This window comes from Methylicorpusculum oleiharenae (assembly GCF_009828925.2).
Classification (GTDB): domain Bacteria; phylum Pseudomonadota; class Gammaproteobacteria; order Methylococcales; family Methylomonadaceae; genus Methylicorpusculum; species Methylicorpusculum oleiharenae.
The window spans coordinates 1,527,889-1,550,487 of record NZ_WUTY02000001.1 but is presented as its reverse complement, the minus strand read 5'-3'; the positions used below and the strand labels follow the sequence as shown (position 1 = coordinate 1,550,487).

24 protein-coding genes are annotated in these 22,599 nt (G+C 45.8%); 11 read left to right on the top strand and 13 right to left on the bottom strand.

The window, feature by feature from the left end; translation table 11 throughout:
* Nucleotides 1-14: 14 nt before the first annotated feature.
* A complete protein-coding gene (gene zapE / locus GO003_RS07275) occupies nt 15-1,163 on the top strand; it encodes a cell division protein ZapE (RefSeq protein WP_159652878.1) in 1,149 nt (382 codons plus the stop codon).
* A gap of 80 nt (nt 1,164-1,243) precedes the next feature.
* Here the strand turns inward: zapE and fbaA are convergent, their stop codons facing one another.
* The 7 genes from fbaA to hxlA form a co-directional block, all read right to left on the bottom strand.
* Entirely contained in the window at nt 1,244-2,323 is a 1,080-nt protein-coding gene (fbaA, locus tag GO003_RS07270) for a class II fructose-bisphosphate aldolase (RefSeq protein WP_159652876.1), read from the bottom strand.
* Between the two features lie 121 nt (nt 2,324-2,444).
* Nucleotides 2,445-3,431: a transaldolase gene (locus GO003_RS07265; protein ID WP_159652874.1), complete on the bottom strand. Its 987-nt coding sequence runs from the start codon at nt 3,429-3,431 to the stop codon at nt 2,445-2,447.
* A 193-nt stretch (nt 3,432-3,624) separates the two neighbouring features.
* Entirely contained in the window at nt 3,625-5,067 is a 1,443-nt protein-coding gene (locus GO003_RS07260) for a hypothetical protein (protein ID WP_159652872.1), read from the bottom strand.
* Nucleotides 5,068-5,070: 3 nt separating this feature from the next.
* Nucleotides 5,071-5,760 (bottom strand): hypothetical protein, encoded by a 690-nt coding sequence (locus tag GO003_RS07255; protein WP_206444589.1) that lies wholly within the window; start codon nt 5,758-5,760, stop codon nt 5,071-5,073.
* Between the two features lie 124 nt (nt 5,761-5,884).
* Nucleotides 5,885-7,879 carry a transketolase gene (gene tkt / locus GO003_RS07250; RefSeq protein ID WP_159652870.1) on the bottom strand — a complete coding sequence of 665 codons (1,995 nt, stop codon included), beginning with the start codon at nt 7,877-7,879 and terminating at the stop codon, nt 5,885-5,887.
* A gap of 130 nt (nt 7,880-8,009) precedes the next feature.
* Entirely contained in the window at nt 8,010-8,543 is a 534-nt protein-coding gene (gene hxlB / locus GO003_RS07245) for a 6-phospho-3-hexuloisomerase (RefSeq protein ID WP_159652868.1), read from the bottom strand.
* A gap of 9 nt (nt 8,544-8,552) precedes the next feature.
* Complete coding sequence (gene hxlA, locus GO003_RS07240) at nt 8,553-9,194, bottom strand: 3-hexulose-6-phosphate synthase (RefSeq protein ID WP_159652866.1); 642 nt, start codon at nt 9,192-9,194, stop codon at nt 8,553-8,555.
* A gap of 436 nt (nt 9,195-9,630) precedes the next feature.
* On the opposite strand from hxlA, the gene GO003_RS07235 reads away from it, so the two are divergent.
* Nucleotides 9,631-10,479 carry an HAD-IIA family hydrolase gene (locus GO003_RS07235; RefSeq protein WP_159652864.1) on the top strand — a complete coding sequence of 283 codons (849 nt, stop codon included), beginning with the start codon at nt 9,631-9,633 and terminating at the stop codon, nt 10,477-10,479.
* A 79-nt stretch (nt 10,480-10,558) separates the two neighbouring features.
* On the top strand, nt 10,559-11,548 hold the full coding sequence (gene dhaK / locus GO003_RS07230; protein WP_159652862.1) for a dihydroxyacetone kinase subunit DhaK: 990 nt from the start codon (nt 10,559-10,561) through the stop codon (nt 11,546-11,548).
* Between the two features lie 33 nt (nt 11,549-11,581).
* Here dhaK and dhaL read toward each other — a convergent pair whose 3' ends face one another.
* Nucleotides 11,582-12,214 (bottom strand): dihydroxyacetone kinase subunit DhaL, encoded by a 633-nt coding sequence (gene dhaL / locus GO003_RS07225; RefSeq protein WP_159652860.1) that lies wholly within the window; start codon nt 12,212-12,214, stop codon nt 11,582-11,584.
* 348 nt (nt 12,215-12,562) lie between these two features.
* Between dhaL and GO003_RS07220 the strand changes: the two genes are divergently transcribed.
* Complete coding sequence (locus tag GO003_RS07220) at nt 12,563-13,462, top strand: carbohydrate kinase family protein (protein WP_159652858.1); 900 nt, start codon at nt 12,563-12,565, stop codon at nt 13,460-13,462.
* Between the two features lie 7 nt (nt 13,463-13,469).
* On the opposite strand, the gene GO003_RS07215 is transcribed toward GO003_RS07220, so the two are convergent.
* A complete protein-coding gene (locus GO003_RS07215) occupies nt 13,470-14,033 on the bottom strand; it encodes a thioredoxin family protein (protein ID WP_159652856.1) in 564 nt (187 codons plus the stop codon).
* Between the two features lie 782 nt (nt 14,034-14,815).
* On the opposite strand from GO003_RS07215, the gene GO003_RS07210 reads away from it, so the two are divergent.
* Both GO003_RS07210 and GO003_RS07205 read left to right on the top strand, forming a co-directional pair.
* On the top strand, nt 14,816-15,046 hold the full coding sequence (locus GO003_RS07210) for a DUF1413 domain-containing protein (RefSeq protein WP_159652854.1): 231 nt from the start codon (nt 14,816-14,818) through the stop codon (nt 15,044-15,046).
* A 29-nt stretch (nt 15,047-15,075) separates the two neighbouring features.
* Complete coding sequence (locus GO003_RS07205) at nt 15,076-15,441, top strand: hypothetical protein (RefSeq protein ID WP_159652852.1); 366 nt, start codon at nt 15,076-15,078, stop codon at nt 15,439-15,441.
* 139 nt (nt 15,442-15,580) lie between these two features.
* Here the strand turns inward: GO003_RS07205 and GO003_RS26380 are convergent, their stop codons facing one another.
* Complete coding sequence (locus GO003_RS26380) at nt 15,581-15,916, bottom strand: hypothetical protein (RefSeq protein ID WP_331001626.1); 336 nt, start codon at nt 15,914-15,916, stop codon at nt 15,581-15,583.
* Between the two features lie 88 nt (nt 15,917-16,004).
* Between GO003_RS26380 and GO003_RS07195 the strand changes: the two genes are divergently transcribed.
* From GO003_RS07195 to GO003_RS07185, 3 genes are all read left to right on the top strand, one after another.
* Entirely contained in the window at nt 16,005-16,463 is a 459-nt protein-coding gene (locus GO003_RS07195; RefSeq protein ID WP_159652850.1) for a GIY-YIG nuclease family protein, read from the top strand.
* A gap of 24 nt (nt 16,464-16,487) precedes the next feature.
* Nucleotides 16,488-17,054: a hypothetical protein gene (locus GO003_RS07190; RefSeq protein WP_159652848.1), complete on the top strand. Its 567-nt coding sequence runs from the start codon at nt 16,488-16,490 to the stop codon at nt 17,052-17,054.
* A gap of 86 nt (nt 17,055-17,140) precedes the next feature.
* Nucleotides 17,141-17,461: a transposase gene (locus GO003_RS07185; RefSeq protein ID WP_206444587.1), complete on the top strand. Its 321-nt coding sequence runs from the start codon at nt 17,141-17,143 to the stop codon at nt 17,459-17,461.
* 161 nt (nt 17,462-17,622) lie between these two features.
* Here the strand turns inward: GO003_RS07185 and GO003_RS07180 are convergent, their stop codons facing one another.
* Nucleotides 17,623-19,092 (bottom strand): cobyric acid synthase, encoded by a 1,470-nt coding sequence (locus GO003_RS07180; protein WP_159652846.1) that lies wholly within the window; start codon nt 19,090-19,092, stop codon nt 17,623-17,625.
* Nucleotides 19,093-19,341: 249 nt separating this feature from the next.
* Between GO003_RS07180 and cbiB the strand changes: the two genes are divergently transcribed.
* The gene (gene cbiB, locus GO003_RS07175; protein WP_159652844.1) at nt 19,342-20,256 is read left to right on the top strand and encodes an adenosylcobinamide-phosphate synthase CbiB; all 915 of its coding nucleotides are present in this window, start codon (nt 19,342-19,344) and stop codon (nt 20,254-20,256) included.
* A complete protein-coding gene (gene cobD / locus GO003_RS07170; protein ID WP_159652842.1) occupies nt 20,237-21,244 on the top strand; it encodes a threonine-phosphate decarboxylase CobD in 1,008 nt (335 codons plus the stop codon). The genes cbiB and cobD overlap by 20 nt, the downstream gene beginning before the upstream one ends.
* Here cobD and bluB read toward each other — a convergent pair.
* Both bluB and GO003_RS07160 read right to left on the bottom strand, forming a co-directional pair.
* Nucleotides 21,200-21,850: a 5,6-dimethylbenzimidazole synthase gene (gene bluB / locus GO003_RS07165; protein ID WP_159652840.1), complete on the bottom strand. Its 651-nt coding sequence runs from the start codon at nt 21,848-21,850 to the stop codon at nt 21,200-21,202. The two genes, cobD and bluB, sit on opposite strands and share 45 nt — an antisense overlap.
* Complete coding sequence (locus tag GO003_RS07160; protein ID WP_159652838.1) at nt 21,843-22,568, bottom strand: adenosylcobinamide-GDP ribazoletransferase; 726 nt, start codon at nt 22,566-22,568, stop codon at nt 21,843-21,845. The genes bluB and GO003_RS07160 overlap by 8 nt, the downstream gene beginning before the upstream one ends.
* Between the last annotated feature and the right edge of the window lie 31 nt (nt 22,569-22,599).

The following is a 22,599-nucleotide window of genomic DNA, read 5'->3' as shown; positions in this document are numbered from 1 at the left end:
CCGGGTACCAGGCCATGTTTAAACGATTTATGCCGTTATCCCCCGTCACGGAAAACAAACCCTCCGGTAAACTGGAGGGACTGCTCTTAAAAAAATACGACGAATTGGTTGCGGGCAAACGGATTGACCATGATCCTGCTCAAATAGTAGTTTTGCAACATTTGCAGGAATTACTAAACCACGTTGTAAATGACAACCATGAAGCTTCAACAACCCGCTTCTACAGAAAACCTTCAAATGACCCGAATACGATCAAAAGTGTTTATATTTACGGGGATGTAGGACGCGGCAAGTCCATGCTAATGGATTTGTTTTTTGACAACTGCCCGATTCGTCAAAAGAGAAGAGTACACTTTCATACCTTCATGCACGAAGTGCATGACTATTCCCACCGCTGGCGTATTGATAAAAAAATCGATGTGTTAACAGCACTTGCACATGAAATCAACAAGAATACGCGTCTGCTTTGTTTTGATGAATTTCATGTCATTGATGTTGTTAATGCCGTAATTCTGGACAGGCTGTTTAGCCAACTTTATAGGCTAGGAACCGTTATCGTATCAACATCTAACCGTCATCCTGATGATTTGTATCAGGGAGGAATCACTCCTGAGCTGTTTTCAGCCTTTATTAAACTACTTAAAGAAAAGTCTGACATTCTTAAATTATCAGCTGAATATGATTATCGTCTAAATCATCCTCAGACTGATGACACTTTTTATATAACACCTAACGATGCAACGTCGAGAATACAGCTGGAATCACATTTTCATCGCCTGACCAACAACGCACCGATAACGCCACAGTCTATTGTTGTCTTCGGCCATCCTATTCCGCTATTGGCCGCTCATCATTCTGTAGCTCTTTGTTCATTTCAGGATTTATGTAGCCAGCCACTAGGACCGAGTGACTATCTAAAAATATCAACTACGTTTAAAACGCTGATTCTTTCAGATATTCCGAAACTGGTCCCGGAAAAGCACGATGATGCCAAACGATTTTCCACGCTGATTGATGCGTTGTATTTTCATAAAGTGAAGCTCATCTGCAGCGCTGAAGTAGCCATAAATGAATTATACAATCAGGATCTTAATGCATTTTTTCTTAAAAGGACCGTGTCCAGACTCATTGAAATGCAGAGTAATCAATATTGGCAGGAATAACTATCAACTAATTGGGTATAAATTCCGGTCAAAAAAAAGGCCGTCTAGTGACGGCCTTTTTCTCATGTGTTGCTTGAATATTACAAAGTATCTACCGCGTTAAGATCTTTAAATGCTTGCTCTAAACGCATTACCATTCCAACTTCACCGGCTCTTTGCCAGACGCGAGGATCGTAATATTTTTTATTTGGCTTGTCATCACCGTCGGGATTGCCAATCTGTCCTTGCAAATATCCTTCATTTTGAATATAGAATTCACGGATTCCATTCCAGGTCGCCCATTGTGTGTCAGTATCTATGTTCATTTTGACAACACCGTAGCTGATTGATTCTTCAATCTCTTCAGGAGTTGATCCTGAACCACCGTGGAAAACAAAATTTAACGTATTTGCAGGCACTCCGTATTTCTCGGAAACATACTTCTGAGAGTTATCAAGAATCTTCGGAGTTAATTTAACATTGCCTGGTTTATAAACACCATGAACATTGCCAAATGATGCGGCAATTGTAAAACGGTGGCTGACTTTGCTTAATCTTTCGTAAGCATAAGCTACATCTTCAGGTTGCGTGTAAAGAGAGGAATGGTCGACATCGGTATTATCAACACCATCTTCTTCACCGCCTGTTACGCCCAATTCAATTTCAAGCGTCATATCCATTTTGCTCATACGCTCTAAATACTTGGCGCAAATTTCTATATTTTCTTCAAGACTTTCTTCGGACAGATCCAGCATATGTGAACTAAAAAGCGGCTTGCCTGTTTCAGCAAATTGCTTTTCGCCGGCATCAAGTAAACCATCAATCCAGGGCAATAACTTTTTAGCCGCATGATCTGTATGAAGAATTACAGGAACACCATAGTACTCAGCTACTGTATGAACATGTTTTGCACCCGCTATAGCACCTAAAATGGCATTCATTTGCCCTTCAAGTTTCAAACCTTTTCCAGCTACAAATTGTGCTCCGCCGTTAGAAAACTGAACGATGACGGGAGATCTAACCTTGGCAGCAGCTTCTAAAGTCGCATTGATAGAGTCAGTATTGATGGCGTTAACGGCGGGAAGAGCAAATTTATTTGCTTTGCAGATAGCGAATATTTTTTGAACATCTTCACCGGTAACTACGCCCGGCTTTACTACGTCTAAAATCTTTTGTGACATATCGTCTATTATCTCTTTAAATAACGTACCTGCTTTTCCTCAAGCAGATACGAATTGTCATTTAGCCAGCATTGGTCTTTGCAATCATTACAAAGACTTAATTATGGATTGAATTTAAGACTTAAGCTTCCAGAGCCGCTAATCTTTCTGCCAAGAGCGCTTCTAAGCTCTCTAATGCTTTTTCAAAACCAAGGATACCTTCAGCCAACTTGTCATTTGCCATTCTGTTTTCTTGATGCATACTGTCGAATGTTGCCTTATCCATTGTAATCTTCTCAATAGACTCGCTCGCAGCGTGCTTTGGATCGAGCTTTCTAGGCAATTCACCTTCAGTCTCATGCAATTCAGCAAGCAAAGAAGGCGCTATCGTCAATAAATCACAACCCGCCAATTCAGTGATTTCGCCGACGTTACGGAAACTTGCACCCATGACTTCAGTTTTATATCCGAATTTTTTATAGTAATTGTAAATACTGGTTACAGATACAACACCTGGATCTTCAGCTGGTTCATAAGAATCGCGACCTGTGTCTTTCTTATACCAGTCAAGAATTCGACCGACAAATGGAGATATCAGGGTAATTCCGTTTTCTGCACAAGCAATCGCCTGGTGAATGCCAAACAACAAAGTCAGGTTACAAGCGATGTTTTCTTTTTCTAATACTGCAGCGGCTTGAATGCCTTCCCATGTTGAAGCGATCTTAATGAGAACGCGTTCACGAGATACGCCTTGAGCTTCATATTGAGCAATCAATTCACGGCCTTTCGCGATCGTTGCTTCGGTGTCATATGAAAGTCTTGCATCAACTTCAGTTGATACGCGGCCGGGGATGATTTCTAGAATCTTCAAACCAAAAGATACCGCCAAACGATCAAAAGCAAGCGAAGCTACTTCAGAAGCAGATGCACCAGCGCCTAAAGTTGCTCTTGCGCCTTTCAAAGTATCATCCACGATACCTTGATATTGCGGCATTTGAGCGGCTGCAGTGATCAATGAAGGATTTGTTGTCGCATCGCGTGGCTTGAATTTTTCGATAGCTTGAATATCGCCTGTATCTGCCACAACGACAGTCATCTCCCTTAATTGTTCTAATAAATTTCTTGCCATGATGAGGGTACCTTCAGATTGTTAGATTAAAAATTCTAGAGCTACAATACACCCGGTTTTAAATGTCAACATCCAGATTAACTGGAACGCTTCTTCAACGGGAATGTATTTGGTAATCGAAAAATAAACTGTTTTCCGCTAATTAAAATTTTTAGGGCCTGCTCTACTCAGGGCCCATATTATTTAATTTGGATTATGCTTTTTCAAGCAGATATTTTTCAACACCGGTTAAATTTAGTTTTTTATTATTTGCAATTTGTTGTTCCAGGTATCTTTCAACACCTGTTAATTTCAAATGCACGACTTCTTTCAAATCAGGAGCTTGCCTGTCAAGGTATTTTGACACACCTGTTCTCTGATGAATGGTAGTTTCCGGTTCAGCTTCAGCTGTTTCGATAGCTTCTTCATCGACGACTTCCGATGCCGGTATAAATTCCCCTTCAAGACAACGCTCAGCGAGATGTTCTAATGCAACTTTCGCATTTTTAGCTTGTTGTTCCAGGTACTTTTCTACACCGGTTATAGTTTCTGTAATTGTTTCTTTCGCATTGGCTAACCGTTCTTCCAAGTACTTTTCTACACCGGTTTTTTCACTCGAAATAGCAATGAGTTCAGCTCTTGTTATTTTTTTACCCAAACTTGGATTCTGCTTTTCTAATTGAGCTTGATTGCTTAGATATTTTGTAACGCTACTTACTGGTGGCTTATCTTTTGCCAAAATAGCCTGTTTTGCCAGGTATTTTGCAACTCCGGTAACTTCTTTTTTAACTTCAGGTAAATCAGCTTTTGATTGCAAATACTTTTCGACAGTAGATAACCTAATGTCTGGTTTGTTAATTACTTTTTGTTTTGCCAGATATTTGGATACACTTGAAAGCGAGGGTTTTTGACGCTCACGAATAATCTGTCCCGCTATGTATTTTGCAACGCCTGATGCAGCTGGCTTACTTTTTTTTAACTGTATATATCGACCCACACCGGTAGCCGGTGAAGGCTCTTCAATGGTTGGCTCAGTTGACTCCTGCTCGCCAATCAATGCTTTAAGTTCAGCTGCTTGGGCAGCATCTCTTGCAGACTTGGCTTCTTTTTCCTTATACATATCAATTAACATCTGTGCAGCGTTTTTCTTTTCCAGCTTTGCTTTTTCGAGCTCATATTTTGCTACACCCGTCAGCTGCTCAGATGCTTTTAATAACCGCTCCTGATTGAGCAGGTATTTTTGAACACCGCTTAAAGTGACTTTTTGAGTCAGCGCCTGCTTTGCAAGATATTTCGATACGCTGCTGGAGGGTGCATCTGTTTTTTCTTTTTTTTCAACGTATTTAGATACACCACTTACTAACGGTTTGTCTTTATCTGAAATCGCTTTCTTGACAAGATATTTGTTAACACCCGTTGCTGGTAACCGATCATTATGTTTAAGGTATTTCTCTACCCCTGTCGGTTCCGGAAACTGTTGTAAATATTTTGTTACGCCAGTTACCTTCGGCATTGCACTCAAGTATCTGGATACGCCGGTCATTCCTGTCGATTTCGAGGAATGAACCGGACGCTCAATTTGAATGTCCTGAACCTTAGACCGTTTGCCGAATGGAAATATTTCAGCGAAGAAATCGATCAAGTAATTCTGGTCCATTCATCACCCCCGGTCACGCAGGTACTTTTCAACTCCAGTTGCCTTTGAGACTGAATCTGACTTATCGGCGACTACTTTTTTTGCGAGGTATTTATCAACACTTGATTTTGGAGTGCTTTCCAGTTTTTCTATGTATTTGGCAACACTTGATGATCTTGGGTTCTTTTTATCAAGATATCGTGCAACACCCGTTAAACCACTTGGATCTCTTGTGTACGTTTTTGCTTCAACTGAACCAGTAGAAGCTGTTCCACGGTTTTTGTAGAACAAAAATCCGCCTACTGCTAAAGCTACCAAAGCAATCAAAGGCATAGAAGAGCTTTCTTTTTTTGCTTGAGATGACTCTTTAGCAATTTCTTTTATTTCTTCTTTCCAAACTTCAGTTGTGCCAGCATTGTTTTTTGATGCAGGCGCATCTACGATTTTAGGTGGCTTGTAATTTTCGTCTTTGTAAAGGACTTCCGGCTTGAAGTTAGCAGCCGGAAATTTTGAATTATCCTCTGATTCTACAGCAGCTGCGCTTGACTCAGACGCGGACTTTACTTCTTCAACAGCGGCCGATTTATATTCGCTGTCTTTGTACAAAACTTTTGGCTTGAAATCTGCGGCAGGGTAGTCTGATTCAGCATTAACCAACGGCGATGCGATTAAGATTCCTATAAAAACACTTTGCGTCAAATTATTTATTTTCACGTTTTTCACCTATGAGTCTTAACAAGCTTAAGGAGCCTTTCAAAAACGATTTATTTTCGTCCCTGAAAGCACTCCTTCCGCATTTTGCAAACAATATGTAAAGCTGTTAAATCTTCTTTGAAAATTAAAGAACAGCTTCTACGTTCTTAACTACATTTTCAACGGTGAACCCGAACTCTTTGAAAAGTTGGCCTGCTGGAGCCGATTCGCCGAAACGGTTAAGTCCTACAACCCTTCCGTTACTTCCAACATATTTCCACCATCCATCGGTAACGCCAGCTTCTACAGCAACACGCTTAGTTACGCTGGAAGGCAGAACCGATTCTCTATAGGCTTCGTCTTGTGCATCAAAAACATTCGTTGAAGGCATTGAAACAACTCTGACTTTTTTTCCTTTTGCAGTCAACTCTTCGCATGCTTTAACAGCCAACTCAACTTCCGAGCCCGTTGCAATAAGAATTACTTCCGGCTGACCTTCGCTGTCCTTCAGCACATATCCCCCTTTTTCAATTGCACTGATTTGTGCAGATGAACGCGGCATATGAGCCAGGTTTTGGCGAGAGAAAATCAACACAGACGGACCATTACTTCTTTCAATGGCGGCTTTCCAGCAAACTGCGGTTTCAACAGCATCACATGGACGCCAAACCTGCATGTTGGGAATCAGGCGCAAAGTGGCTATTTGCTCAACCGGTTGATGGGTAGGACCATCTTCACCCAGACCAATTGAATCATGGGTATAGACAAATAATGTTCTGATCTGCATCAGAGCGGACATTCTTAATGCATTTCTTGCATATTCTGAGAACATCAGGAATGTCGCGCCAAATGGAATCAAACCGCCGTGAAGCGCTACACCATTCATGATTGCAGACATACCGAATTCGCGAACACCATAATTGATGTAGTTCGCATCGGGCTTGTCGGCACGCATGGGTTTGTAAGTTGACCATTCAGTCATGTTTGAACAGCCTAAATCTGCTGATCCACCAAATATTTCCGGCAACAATTTCGCATAACCCTCAATAGCGGCCAGTGAAGAATGTCTTGTCGCCGTCGTTTTGGCTTGCTCATTGACAGAATCTACAAATTTCTGAGCATCTGCCGCCCAATTTGCGGGCAACTCGCCTGCCATTCTTCTTTCAAATTCTGCAGCAAGTTCAGGATGAGCCGCTTTGTAAGCTGCAAATTTTGCATCCCATTCTGCTTCCAGTCGAGCACCTTTTGATTTTGCATCCCAACCGGCATAAACATTATCGGGTATTTCAAAAGGACCATGATCCCAGCCTAAAGCCGCTTTGGTCAGGTTAACCTCTGCGTCTCCAAGAGCGGCACCATGACATTCATGAGTTCCTGCTTTATTCGGAGAGCCAAAACCAATCGTAGTTTTACAGCAAATCAGCGTTGGCTTATCAGTCATTGCTTTAGCCATTTCTATAGCTTTTGCAATAGCATTTGAATCGTGACCGTCTACATCGGCTATAACATGCCAACCGTAGGCTTCGAATCGCATCGGCGTGTTATCTGTGAACCAGCCTTCAACATGGCCGTCGATAGAAATTCCATTATCGTCCCAGAAAGCAACGAGATTACCTAAGCCCAAAGTTCCTGCTAAAGAACAGGCTTCATGCGAAATACCTTCCATCAAGCAGCCGTCGCCCATGAACACATAGGTCATGTGATCAACGATTTTGTGACCGTCTTTATTAAACTGAGCCGCTAACGCTTTTTCAGCAATTGCCATACCTACAGCGTTGGTGATGCCCTGACCTAAAGGTCCGGTTGTTGTCTCTACACCAGGAGCATAACCGTATTCCGGATGTCCAGGTGTTTTAGAATGCAACTGACGAAAATTCTTCAACTCTTCTATAGGTAATGCATAACCCGTCAAATGCAACAGGGAATAAATCAGCATTGAACCGTGACCATTTGACAATACAAAGCGATCGCGATTTGACCATTTCGGGTTGTTCGGGTTGTGCCGCATGAAGTCATTCCATAATACTTCAGCAATATCAGCCATACCCATAGGGGCGCCTGGATGACCAGAGTTTGCTTTCTGTACGGCATCCATGCTTAAAGCGCGTATGGCGTTCGCTAGTTCTCGACGCGAAGTCATATTCTTCTCCTTCGTTTCTAAATTATTATATTGTTAAGTTTAACGGCTTGAACAAGTGCTAATTATTGCCATTCGTTTGTTGACATTCGACAAAGCACGAACGAGTGGATTAACCACTCGTCCTCTTGTTTTACTCAAGGTTCGCGTGTCTTTCTCTCATGATTTCTTCTGGAATACCTTTCTCATGGATGAGGTGAGAAATCGTCGACTCAAGAAAGAGCAAGGTTGACAACTCAAATACAGTACCCATAGGCATTCCCACAACTTTTCCGTAAAGTTCTGGAGTACCAATTTGGAATACACCATCTGCCAGATCGCCAATAGTCGAACTGCTTTTTGCAGATATCAGCATAATGTCTGAGCCAATTTCTTTGGCTTTTTTAGTAAATGCTATGAGTTGTTCAGTTTCCCCGGAACCAGAGATGATGATCAACAAGTCACCCTTTTTGATACTGGGGGTGACTATTTCACCAACAACACTGACATCATAACCACTGTGAACCAGTCTCATGGCAAAAAACTTACCAATCAAGCCTGACCGACCTGCACCAGCGATAAAAATCCGCTTTGCCTGGTCAAGCATTTTCGTTAATTTTTCATCGTAGGAGTCGTCAGTAGCCTCAAGGATACCGGTCACTTTGTCTAGAATTAGCTGCTGATGCATGGTTTTACCTTAAACAGCGTCAACAAGTTCGCGAATTTCGCGCGCTGCTTCTGCAGGAGATGGCGCACCGTAAATAGCTGCACCTACAACAATAATGTTCGCACCGGCACGAACTACGTCTTGAACAGTTGTTTGCTTGATACCGCCGGCTACAGAAATTCTGATGTTCAAACCTAAACCAGCGATGTCGCTTAAATCACCAAAAGGAGTGTGACCCGCTGCTTGTGCGTCCAGACCTGTATGAACACCCATAATGTGAGCGCCGGCTTCCGCTGTAGCACGTGCAACAGCAATTTTATCGTCTACGTTGATCAAGTCGATTTGAGCTTCTGCACCGTGTGCATTAGCTGCCTTGATAACACCTACGCAAGTAGCAAGACCGGAAACACCCAGTACTGTACAGATGTCGGCGCCTGCAGCATAGAATGGAGTGGCTTCATATTCGCCGGCATCCATAGTTTTTAAATCAACTAAAATTAATTTGTCTGGGAATCTTGCTCTTAAGTCCTTAACCAAATTTACGCCGTTGTGCTTAATGCAAGGTGTTCCGATTTCAAAAATATCGATATGTGGCGCAACTGTTTCTGCCAGAGCGATAGTTTGGTTGTAATCTAATGAATCTAACGCCATTTGAATTAATGGTTTTGCCATGATATGTGCTCCGAATTGGTTATTTTAATTGTTGGTTACATACTCGTTTTTGCGAACGATACTGTAAATTAGAACAGGCTCCTGTGTCAATGCCAATTACGGTGCAAAACCTGTAGTGTTCGCGTTTGTTATAACCACGTTTTATGAGTTTCGTTACTTTTTACCACCACGCTATAACGAATCTTTCTCATTGCCTATTTTATTGCAAAAAATCTTAAATTTCATAGCCGCCCCGATGGCTTGACCACCTCACCAAGCATTTGTCATTGTTGATGAGTCTTCGCTATAAAATTCATTCCTTCAATGTATAATTTGCGCACACTATTGAACCCTGTAATGCTTGCAAGACAATTTTTCTAAGTGCCATTAATCAGTTTGATCAATCCGGAACATCAACTCTTGACTCATCCATCCACTTATAACTCAAACCAACTTGATGACTTACGCACCCGCCGACTTTTCTAACATACGCTCACTGATCATTGATATGGATGGTGTTTTATGGCAGGGCGACGCCCCCTTTCCCGGTCTGATCGAGTTTTTCAATACACTGCGTAACAAAGGCATCACTTTCGTTCTAGCCACAAACAATGCCAGCCACACCCCTGAACAATACGTCACGAAACTTGAGAAAATGGGTGTTAAAGTTGGATTGCGTGAGATCTTAACGTCGGCCATGGCTACCGCTTCATATTTGGCCGAGCGATACACGCCGGCCGATACGCGTGTTTTTGTCATTGGTGAAGACGGCGCCGTTCAGTCTCTGGCCGATCAAGGCTTTATTTTGACGGACGTTTGTCAGTTTACCGACCCGGAAGAGGCGAAATATCAACTGAACGCGGACATAGTGGTCAGCGGCAAAGACCGATCACTTACCTGGGACAAACTGGCTACGGCTACGATCAACATCCGCGCCGGGGCAGCCTTTTACGGGACCAATGGAGATACAACCTTGCCCACTGAATTTGGTTTAATTCATGGTAACGGCGCCATTCTTGCCGCTCTAGAAACGGCAACCGGTAAAGTACCTATCATCATCGGCAAACCCGAACCTACCATTTACCAACAAGCCATGGCTATTTTAGGCGCCGATCCCGGCGGAACCGTTGCTATAGGCGATAGACTGGAAACGGATATTCTCGGAGCTGTTCGCACCGGAATACCTAGCATTATGGTTTTAAGCGGCGTCTCTACCCTGGAAGATCTTAAAACCAGCGCCTATCAACCCACCTGGGTGATGAAGGATATCCGGGATATTACTGACGCATTAAATGCCACTGCATAACTGAACCCACCGCAATCCACCATTTATCGCTGTTTTAGCTACTTTATTGCGGAATCCAATTCAAACAGGAGCTGTTACCATGAAAAAATTTATCGATACCGCAGACAGTCTTCTCGATCAGAGCCTGAACGGTTTTGCCAAAGCCCATGCCGATATAGTTCAGCTCTCGGTAAATCCCCGTTATATAAGACGAACGACACCGGCCTTCACGGGCAAAGTGACTCTCATTTCAGGAGGGGGATCAGGGCATGAACCATTGCACACCGGGTTTGTCGGCAAAGGCATGCTGGATGCGGCTTGCCCAGGTCAGATTTTCACTTCCCCCACACCCGATCAGATGATGGCAGCGGCTGAAGCCGTCGAAAGTGGAGGCGGTGTATTATTTATCGTTAAAAATTATGCCGGTGATGTGATGAATTTTGAAATCGCATCAGAAATGGTGACGTGTGAAAACCAGACCGTTCTTGTTAGTGATGATGTTTCATTACCCAAATCACACAGCACTGGACGAAGAGGCGTCGCGGGCACATTGATAGTTGAAAAAATGCTGGGGGCTGCGGCAGAACAAGGCGCCGATCTTGCGGCATGCAAGCTACTGGGCGACCGTATCTGTCAAAACACGGCTTCGATAGGCGTCGCATTAACCAGTTGCACCACACCCGCTTTAGGCAAGCCCACTTTCGAATTAGGCGAAAACGAAATGGAAATGGGTGTAGGCATCCATGGTGAACGGGGCCATGACACCCAACCATTAGCCGGCGCGAAGGCTATAGTCGAGCAACTCGCAGACGCCATTAATAAAGAACTCGCACCCAAACAGGGTCAAAAAGTCTTGCTGCATGTCAACGGTTTCGGCGCCACACCCCTGATAGAATTGCATCTGATGTATGATCTGGCCGCCAGTTATTGGGAAAAACGCGGCATAGCAATAACGCGTTCATTAGTTGGCAATTACACCACTTCGCTGGATATGGCAGGTTGTTCTTTAACTCTCACCCTTCTTGACGATGAACTGACCCGGCTTTGGGATGCGCCGGTCCATACAGCCGCCTTACGCTGGGGATGTTAGTAAGTTTGAAAGCTGCCATATTGATGACAGGAATCACCTGACCTTCACTAATCGGTCAATCACTGCGCATATCATCAATTGACTGGTTTTCGCACCGGCATCAATATGACCGCGGCTGCGTTCTTCCAAAAAAGAAGCGCGGCCTTTGGTTGCGATCATATCGCGCGTTGATTCGACACCCGTTTCAGCGGCTGTCGCCAATTTTTTTAGCACTTCGCCCAAATCGCTCTCTGCTGATGCCGCAGTCAATGCATCGGCGACAGGCACTAACACATCAAGCATGGTTTTTTCGCCCGCCTCGGCGCGTCCTCTTTTTTTAACGGCATTAACCGCCTCATTAAATATTTCAGCAAAACCCTGACTATCCAAAGCATGTTGATTGCAGGCTTTGCTCATTGCAACGAACAACGTTCCAAACAAGGAACCCGAAGCGCCGCCCATAGTCGACATCAGTGTCATGCCGATTTTCTGCCAGGCTCCCGGCCAATCCAGCAACGATAATTCCTCAACCTGCCCCAACAAAGCAGTTATGCCCCGCTGTAAATTGATAACATGATCGCCGTCGCCGATAGCTTGATCCAATGCTGTCACTTCTTCAGCATTGGCATCAATGGTATCGGCGATGGCTTTGATTAAATCAGGTAAAAGCGTTGCACTGTAGGTCATGAAATTGTCTCCTTATCGAAGAATAAATAATGGTGATCTATAATAGACGCTCACGCTACCGGCCATACATAAATTAACCGGCTCATCTTCCTGTCTCTTTCATTACTCCTTTCTGATCTAAAATCCGTCTGGTTTTCAGGAGGTGCGGAATGTGTCAGACGAGGATGTCGGCAGCAAGGATGTTGCCGACATCCCCTCGGGAAGGGTTCACGGCGATACTGGGCAGGCACACCCGCACCTTTCACTGCAGATCGATTTTTGACCAGCACAGGAGTAACTTGAAAGTGAAAGACCCTAAAAGCGCGCGATTGCTCATCAGACTGAACCGTTGATCAAAAAAATCTTACTATGCTTAAAACTGCGATAGAAATTGATGTTCTTTGCGTCGGACATGCCTGTTACGATCTGGTTTTTTCCGTTCCCCACCATCCCAAGGCGGATGAAAAACTGGTTGCGGACAGCTTGATCAGTTGCGGAGGAGGCCCCGCTGCCAATGCGGCAATTACCGTTTCATTACTCGGCTTAAAAGCCGGATTTGCCGGCTATTTGGGTCATGATATTTACGGCGAAAAGCATGTGCAGGAATTGATAGAGAATCACGTCAATACCGACCTCATCATCAGAGGCACTAATCCCACGCCCTTATCGACCGTCATCGTAAAACCGGACGGATCAAGAGCATTGATCAATTTTAAAGGCAATACGCAAGCACTCGCAGCCGACAGTATAAATTTTTCAACGATCCGCCCGCGGGTCATACTTTTTGACGGTCACGAACCTCACGTGTCTATACCCCTGGCTCATCAAGCGCGTAAAGCCAGCATCACTTCGGTTCTGGACGCCGGCTCCGTCCATGAAGGAACGTTAGGCTTGATGCCGATAGTAGACCATTTGGTCTGTTCCGAAAAATTCGCTCTGCAATATGCAGGTGACACAGCTCTGGCTTTAAACCGTCTGGCCGAATTCGCCCCCTCTGTAGTGATTACCCTGGGAGAACAAGGCCTGATCTGGAAACAGGGGCAGGAATCCGGCAGCTTACCGGCTTTTCAAGTCAAGGCTATCGATACCACCGGTGCCGGGGATGCTTTTCATGGCGCATTTGCCGCTGGCTTATGTCAACCCATGTCCTGGCTTGAATTGTTGCGTTATGCCAGTGCGACTGGCGCCTTATGCACAACAAGAACCGGCGCCAGAACAGGCTTGCCTGATCAAAAGGCTGTATCTGCTTTGCTTGCCGTCACCGGATAAACGCTCGTCAACCCTCTTTCCATTTTATGTTGCACCCGATACTGGGCAATTGATTGGTATCAATCGGCTTTCCGGCCAATAAATTATCCAGTGCATGACGCAGATCCTCGCCGGTAAGTGGAACATCGTTTTTAGGTGTCGCACCGTCCAGACGCCCCCGATACACACACGCCAAATCCGCATCGAACAAATATATATCGGGCGTACAAGCGGCCTGATAGGCTTTGGCAACCGACTGGCTTTCATCATAAAGATAAGCGGCGAAAGGATTGCCCCATTCCGCCATCAATGCGTGCATTTTATCCGGCGCATCGTCCGGATAATTTTGAATGTCGTTGGCACTCATCGCAACAGTAGCGATGCCTTGCGACGCATACTCTTGAGCAATGGCGATTAATTGCGGTTTGATGTGCAATACATAAGGACAATGGTTACACATAAACACAACCAGTGTCCCGGCGGCTCCTTTCAGATCGCCAAGCGACTTGATTTCACCGGTTATCGTATCAAATAACGTAAAATCCGGGGCTATTGTTCCCAAAGGCATCATAGTTGAGGGTGTTGCAGCCATTGTTATCTCCTGGAGAGTAATAAATTTTGGTTATTCGGAATTTGGCGATGAAAAGTTAAAGTTTAACAGAATGAAAAAATACATCTCTTGTTGAAACCAATGAAAAGCCAATTTTAATCTGGGTCTTATCGAATGTTGAAATCCGTTATACCTGACATTCGTACCGACAGTTTTTCGAGAAGATCTCAGTCAAAAACGGCCAAAACCCGACCGACGAAACAAAAGCGTATATGGCAAATGTTCATCCAAAAGCAGCCGTAGGGTGTGGTGAGTTTACGAACCGCACCAATCACGACCGATGCGGTGCACGCTGTTTACCGCATCCTACGGGCTGAAGGCGCCGGCGGCGATTGAATAGTGCCGATCATTCGGTAATAAATCGCAATAGACCGGCGAGCCTGTTGTCTTTGCATATCGGATTAACCCTTGCTCTGCAATTTTTCGTCAAACCCGGCAAAACTAGCGGTAAGCTTCGGGTCCAAACTGTACTTATTGCAAAAATCCAGATAAAACCTAAGCCACTTATGAAAATCAGTGCGTTGCTGATCCGGAATATTGCGTAAGCAAAGCTGCGACTCGAACGTCTGACTTAAGGATGCGGTAACGATCAACATGACAACCTCCAATTTCACCTATTGGCTCAGTTTGGATGATATACGGAAGGGAAAAATCCTTGCAGATCAAAAATTTATTGTTGCGACTCTGGTTTCATGGTCGATATACTGTTAACAGCTTAATAACTTGTTGGGCAATTGAAGTCTCTCTCTAGGAGCAATCTCACTTTGAAAGCACTCTCACAGTCGCAAATCGACGAGGCACAGGCCATCATCAACAACACAAGGGCCGGCATTTATGAACTACGTGATATTTATGGCGACCTTTGGGATTCGGTTCAAAGTCCGACATCCTTCGGCATGAAATTTAAAGCAACTGTGGTCGCAGGCCTGCTTTCCAGTATCAAATTATGCAAAAAGAAAACAAATAATCATCACACGTACGAAGTGCTGAAATAATTCAATTTGCAATTTAGGATAGGAACGACATGAAAGACAAAGTTTTCATTTTTGTTGCAATTTGCTCGTCGCTCATTGCCACCGGGTGCGTATCGAACCAAGTCAAAAGCTACAGCAATAGCACATGGGATATTAAGGTTCAGAACTCAGGCTGTAGATTGGCCGGCGTGGTAGTTACCAATAAGACCAATAGCACTCAAAACTTCTTTCCAGACTTGTACGTAAAAAACAAAAGCATTCCAAACCGAACCTTCGGCCATTACGGCGTTCTCGACTGTATGAAAATTGCGCCAAATGAAACCAGAAGTTGCAGGTTTTATATTAGCAGTAGCGAGGTTTCCGCCTCCAACCTAGGCGGGCTAGGTTGCCCTGATATTGATTATGAATGGCGGTAATACAGCTGATATTTCTCTGTGTCTATTGGTAGCCAAGGCCCGGGAGCAGGATTTGAAAAAGTCGGCGCTGGCGGGACGGCATTTGCCTAACACTGCGCTCCAAGGGACGCTGCGCGATAAAGTCGAGAGACAATAGGGGTCAGGTCGAGGGAATAGCAATAGGGTCAGGTCTCGAATTAAGAATTCCCAGTTTTGAGCTACAGTTAACGCCATGACCAGACCTCTTAGACTTGAATTTCCAAATGCGCTCTACCACATCACTTCCCGCGGTGATCGGCGAGAAGATATCTACGAAGACGACAGGGTTATTTTTCTGAGCCTGCTGGGCAAGGTTGTTGCTGATTTCAATTGGCTTTGTCACGGCTATTGCCTGATGACAAACCATTACCATTTGATAGTAGAAACCCTTGAGGGCAATCTCTCCAAAGGGATGCGGCAATTGTGGACTAGTAGGGTCAGGTCTTGTAATTTGCATCAAGTCTCGTTTATGCAAGCACGTATTTGCAAAATACAAGACCTGACCCCTTTTTGCGCTTGACCCCTTTACTTGGAGTGGTATCAAAGTGACAGAACAGTATCAGGAGATTGTGAGAAAGCACCAGATGCTACTTTATGATTTGCTTGCATCGCAAGCTATAAAGTATTCAGATTGGCCTATGGGCGATGTTGAAGAGCTTAAACTTTGCTCAGGTATTTACCATTTCTATCAAGGTCATGATTGCCAACGGACATCAATCTATGTCGGAAAAGCAGCGATAAGTGAAAACGGCTGGAGTCTATACAAACGATTGTGTCAACACTTCCAGCCGTCTCAAAAGAATGCTCTTTTAGGCAAGGTCGCAAAACAAACTGGGAGAGGAGCGGAACAAATCAAGGAAGAATATATGAACGCAAACATTTACCTTCAGTGGTTACCTGTCACCTTTGATATGGCTGATAACGAGCTTGATGATAAAAGAGAACTCGTATGGCTCGAGTGTTTCTGTAAATCCATATTGAAACCAACATACACTGACCAGTAAAAACATATCTAAGGAACATCAGCTATGAAAACGTTATTTGTATGCATCAGCCTATATTTAACTATCCTTGTTGCATTGTTTCCGCAGCTAGCGGTAGCGGATGGGAAAGCTAACCTTGATGGCTTTAAAGAAATCAAATTCGATCTATCTGTCAAAGAACTAACAAGCCTTGGCTACGAATGCACGGATGGGACGTGCAAACTAGGCGATGGCGTTAAAAAGGAATATACGCTCTTCTCTCAGGAGGCGCGAGTAAGTGTAAACATAGAAGAAAATAAGGTGAACAGCATAGATGTGACTATTGATGTTACACCAGACAAAATGAAGGAGCTATTTTCAAAGTCTTTAGGCAATCCTAAAGTGCATAAATATGTATCATTAATGGGATACACAGTAGAACAGTATTACTGGTTATTTGCCAATGGCACATCAATAAGCGTCAGAAAGAACATGGATAAAAACACAACCAGTAATCTATTCGGAAACATTGTTCCAATTAATTTCTCAAGCGCGACATACAATGGCAAAAAGAAAACAGAGAAGCTCCTGGAGGCCGTAAAAAAATCAGCTGTAGATAAAAGCGATTTTTAGTTTGTGCAAATTAAGAAAACGCTAACACGTAGAATAGGGTCAGGTCTCGAATTAAGAATTCCCAGTTTTGAGCTACAGTTAACGCCATGACCAGACCTCTTAGACTCGAATTTCCAAATGCGCTCTACCACATCACTTCCCGCGGTGATCGGCGAGAAGATATCTACGAAGACGCAGAAGACAGGCTTATTTTTCTGACCCTGCTGGGCAAGGTTGTTGCTGATTTCAATTGGCTTTGTCACGGCTATTGCCTGATGACAAACCATTACCATTTGATAGTAGAAACCCTTGAGGGCAATCTCTCCAAAGGGATGCGGCAATTGAATGGCGAAAGACTAGGGTCAGGTCTTGTAATTTGCATCAAGTCTTGTTTATGCAAGCACGTATTTGCAAAATACAAGACCTGACCCCTTTTTGCCTGGAGTGATTCCCCCTGCTCGCATCCATGCAGTTTGGACCCCGGCATTCCACTTGTGCCCCAGAGGGTATGCCGGGGCGACGCCACCTTTAGAACTCATAGGATCGCACTATTTCAGTTTTGGCTGAAGCTTATACGTAATCAGGTACCTTATGACTTTACATAGCCATCCCAAAGCCGGTCAAGTAATGAAAAGTTGATATGCGTTGCCACTGTGTCGGCGATAAGATCAATCCCCTGCTCACGGCGCTGCCCCAAATCAATTGAAAGGGAATTTTGTTTATTTAAACCGGCCCAAGCCAGCAGAGCATCACAAGCAGCAGCCTGATCGAACAGACCATGCAGATACGTTCCGGTAATTTGATCATCAACAGAACAGGCTCCATCACCGCCTTCATCACTGGTAACCAAAGGCCTTGCCAGCGCCGGACCCTGCGATAGGCCGGCGTGAATCTCATAGCCTTGAACGGGAACGTTACCCAGACTCAACACACCGGATACCTGACAAAGCCGCTTGTCCTTGTTTAAGGTGGTTTCCATATCGAAATACCCCAACCCGTCACTGGATCCGGGCCGCCCTTCAAGCCCCAAAGGATCATGAATCTGCCGACCCAACATCTGAAAACCGCCGCAGACACCTATCAGCTTGCCGCCATATCGCAAATGCCGCTCAATGGCCTTATCCCAATTCTGCTGTTTCAACCACGCCAAATCGTCTCTTACTGATTTACTGCCCGGCAGTATCAGCAAATCGGCACCTTTCATTTGCAGAGGATCATGTAAAAACGCCAGGGTTACGTCGGGATGGTGTAACAGCGGATCAAAATCGGTATGGTTGCTGATTCTGGGCAAACACGGCACGACTATCCTGAAATCGGCATTTCGATTCGCTGGATTGGCCGATATGGCATCCTCGGCATCCAGATACAGCGAGGTTAAATACGGCAAAACTCCCAATACCGGCTTGCCGGTTTCTTGTTCCAGCCAGGTTAATCCCGGTGTTAACAAATCGATGTCGCCCCGAAAACGATTGATCACAAAGCCCAAAATACGGCGGCGCTCACTCTCAGACAGACAAGCCAGGGTTCCGATGATATGCGCAAACACGCCGCCCCTATCAATGTCGGCGATCAGTAACACGGGACAGTCGACCTGTTCGGCAAAGCCCATATTGGCGATATCGCCCTGACGCAGGTTTATTTCGGCAGGGCTGCCCGCGCCTTCAACAATCATCATCTGATACTGATTCGAAAGCCGCCCGTATGACTCAAGCACAGCATTAAAAGCGGTCGCTTTATAATCATGATAGGTTTTGGCATCCTGATTTTCCAATGCCTTCCCGTGAATGATGACTTGTGCCGTCCGATCGGTTGTAGGTTTAAGCAAAACGGGATTCATGTCGCTGTGCGAAGCCAGGCCGCATGCTGCCGCCTGAACCGCTTGCGCCCTGCCAATCTCGCCGCCATCGATGGTTACTGCACTGTTCAGCGCCATATTCTGCGGTTTGAATGGCACCACGCTAATCCCTTTGCGATAATAGTAGCGGCATAAGCCGGTCACCAGCGTGCTTTTGCCGGCGTCCGATGTAGTGCCTTGAATCATAAGGGTTTTGAATTTCATCTGGAATCATTGGGTTGAATACTTTCATTACTCCCTTTTGACCGAAAAAACGTCTAGGAATGGGAAGGTGTGGGGTATGCCTAGCGAGGATGTCGGCAGCAGGGAGCTGCCGCAAGCCCCCATGGACGGGTTCACGGCGTTCCTCGATAGGCATACTCCACACCAAACATACTTGAACGATTATTGAGTAAGAAGAGAGTATTAAAACATGCCGATCGCAATGCGCTACATAAAAACAGATTTTCTTAAATGAGTTTAACGCTCTATATCCTGTCGGCAGTTCTTATCGACCGGTGTTTGGGGGAGCCACAACGCTTCCACCCTCTGGTTGGCTTCGGCGCTTTTGCAAACTTCATCGAACAACGTTTATGGCATGCAAATGCGAGCCGTTTTGTGGGTTTGATCGCCCTGATATTAGCCGTCATCCCTATCACACTGCTTATTTACGGATTAGAGCGCTTCATGCATGCTGACGCCCTGATTCACCCGGTCTTATTATACTTTTGCATAGGTGCAACAAGCCTCAAGCAACATTCGGAGCGTGTTTTTGCCGCGCTTGACGGACAAAACATACTTCAGGCAAGGCATCAGGTTGCCCTGATCGTCAGCCGTGAAACCGCTAACATGGACGCATTGGCGGTCCGCCGGGCGGCTATAGAATCGGTTCTTGAAAACGGTGCGGATGCCATTTTTGCCCCGTTATTCTGGTTTATAGTTGCAGGCCCTGCCGGTGCTGTTTTTTACCGGCTAGTGAATACGTTGGACGCATTATGGGGCTATAAAAATGAACGCTATAACCGCTTTGGCTGGGCCGCTGCAAGACTGGATGACGGCTTGAACTACTTGCCGGCGCGATTGACCGCCTGCAGTTACGCTTTACTGGGCCAAACCCGAAAAGCCTTGAACAGTTGGCGCAGATACTCGACTCTGCTGGAAAGTCCGAATGCAGGACCGGTGATGAGTTCCGGCGCCGGAACGCTCAATATCAAATTAGGCGGACCTGCTGTCTATCACGGCAAACTCAAAAACAAGCCGTATTTTGGCGGAAACAACGAGCCCGCCGATCATGACATTATCAAAGCAAACCGGCTGATTGATAAAACCCTGTGGATATGGATCGTGTTAATTACATCAGGAGAAGCACTTGCTGGAACATGGGGGTAAACTGCGCAATGCCGCAACGCGTTATCAGATTCCGCTGGACCAATGGATAGATTTATCGACCGGCATCAATCCCAATGGTTGGCCGATTCCTGCCATACCGGGCGAATGCTGGGTAAGATTACCCGAAGCAGACGATGGTCTTGTTGAGGCCGCCAGGCGCTATTATCAATCGCCTCATATTTTACCGGTAGCCGGCTCCCAGGCAGCCATTCAGGCCTTACCATTATTACGGTCCGCGTCTGTCACCGGCATGTTGAGCCCCGCCTATGCAGAGCACGCCGCCAACTGGCAAAAAGTCGGCCATACCCTGATAAATTTGCATCCGGATACCCTCAGCGAAGTGATCGGCAAACTGGATGTATTAGTCTTGATTAACCCGAACAACCCTACCGGTTGGCGCTTCAGTCAAGCGCAGCTGCTAGCCTGGCACGAAAACTTACAGGCGCGCGGCGGCTGGCTGATTGTCGATGAAGCGTTTATCGATACGACCCAGGAATGCAGTCTGGCGGCCCATTTACCCAGACCCGGCCTGATTATTTTGCGCTCACTGGGGAAGTTTTTCGGTTTGGCAGGAGCCCGATGCGGATTCGTTCTGGCAGACGAGGCGCTACTTAGTAATTTGAATGAACAATTAGGCCCGTGGACACTTAGCCATCCTTGCCGTTATGTAGCAAAGCAAGCCTTATGCGACCGTGCTTGGCAAGAACGCACCAGTCTGGCACTAAAACTGCAGTCACAACGATTGAGGCTATTGCTGGAATCGCATGGACTCAATCCGGACGGCCATACAGACTTGTTCGTCTGGTGTAAAATCCTGCAGGCGCAGGCATTGCACGAACGTCTTGCCCGCCAGGGCATTCTGACCCGATTATTCGAAACACCCAGCAGCGTGCGATTCGGCCTTCCCAAAGATGAAATGCAATGGGAGCGGCTGGATATCGCGTTAAAAACCATCACGCCAGCTATTTTCGGAGACAAAATCGGCTAAGGGTCGCGCTTTGGCCCAGGCCTCCAATTCCAGCATGGGTTTTTCGTAAAAGGCCTCGACATGCCCAAGACACAAGACTGCAATGGGGCTGCCTCCTTCAGGAATTGCAAGCAATTTTGCCAGGGCCATGGGATCGAATAAAGACACCCAGCCCAGCCCCAAACCCTCGGCTCTGGCGGCCAGCCACAAATTTTGTATGGCGCAGGCCGCCGACGCTAAATCCATTTCCGGCAACGTGCGCCTGCCGAAAATATGTTTTTCGCGCTGATCCTGCAAGGCGACAACCAGCAATTCCCCGCAATCCAGGATGCCTTCGACTTTGAGTTTCATGAACGCGTCATTGCGTTCACCCATAGCCAGCGCTGTCTGCAGCCGTTCCTGCTCAACCAGCGCATGAATTTTTCGCCGCAATGCAACATCGGTAATTCTGATAAATCGCCAGGGCTGCATCAAACCGACGCTCCCCGCTTGATGAGCCGCTTGTAAAAGCTTTGTCAGTATTGCTTCATCAACCGGCTCCGACAAAAAGTGGCGCATGTCGCGTCGCGCTGAAATCGCCCGGTAAACCGCCGCTATTTCAGCGTCACTAAAACGATGCTCAGACATACATTGCCACCGCCGCCAGAACAGCGGCCTCCGACAATTCCACGGCAGCCCCATAAACATCACCGGTTACCCCCCCTAAACGACGAAGCGCGAGATAGCGTATTGCCAGCCAAACCAATAAGGCAACCAGCACTGGCATCCAGCCAGCAAACCATATTGCACAGATCAGCCAAGCGGCAAGACTTAATCTAGCGAGGGTGACGGGTAAATTGACGATCATTTTTTCTCCCAACCCGCCCGGACGGACATAAGGCGCAGTCAACATCAACGCCATGATAGCCAACCGGCCCAGCATCGGTACCATCAATAATGCCTCAGCGTCAGATTGTTTGACGATTTCAACCAAGGCCGCCCATTTCACCATCAACACCAGAATCAGCCAAATGACAGCGATTGGCCCGGCTGCCGGATCTTTCATAATTGCCAGACTGCGTTCAGGACTGCTCATCCCGCCCGCCCAGGCATCGGCGCAATCAGCGAGTCCATCCAGATGAAGTCCGCCGGTAATCCCTACCCACAGAATCAAAAGCATTGCCGCTTTAAGTGCTGGCTGTTCTGTTCCCAAAAGACCCAATGCCAAAACCAGCATCAAACCGATCAATAAACCGACAAACGGATAAAACAAAACCGAATGCCCCCATTGGCGCTCGCTGGGTTCAAAATAGACAGGCAGCGGAATCCGGGTTAAAAACTGTAGGGCTAATAGTAATGAATGCATGGCATGTTAAATAAAAAAGGCGATTCTTTGA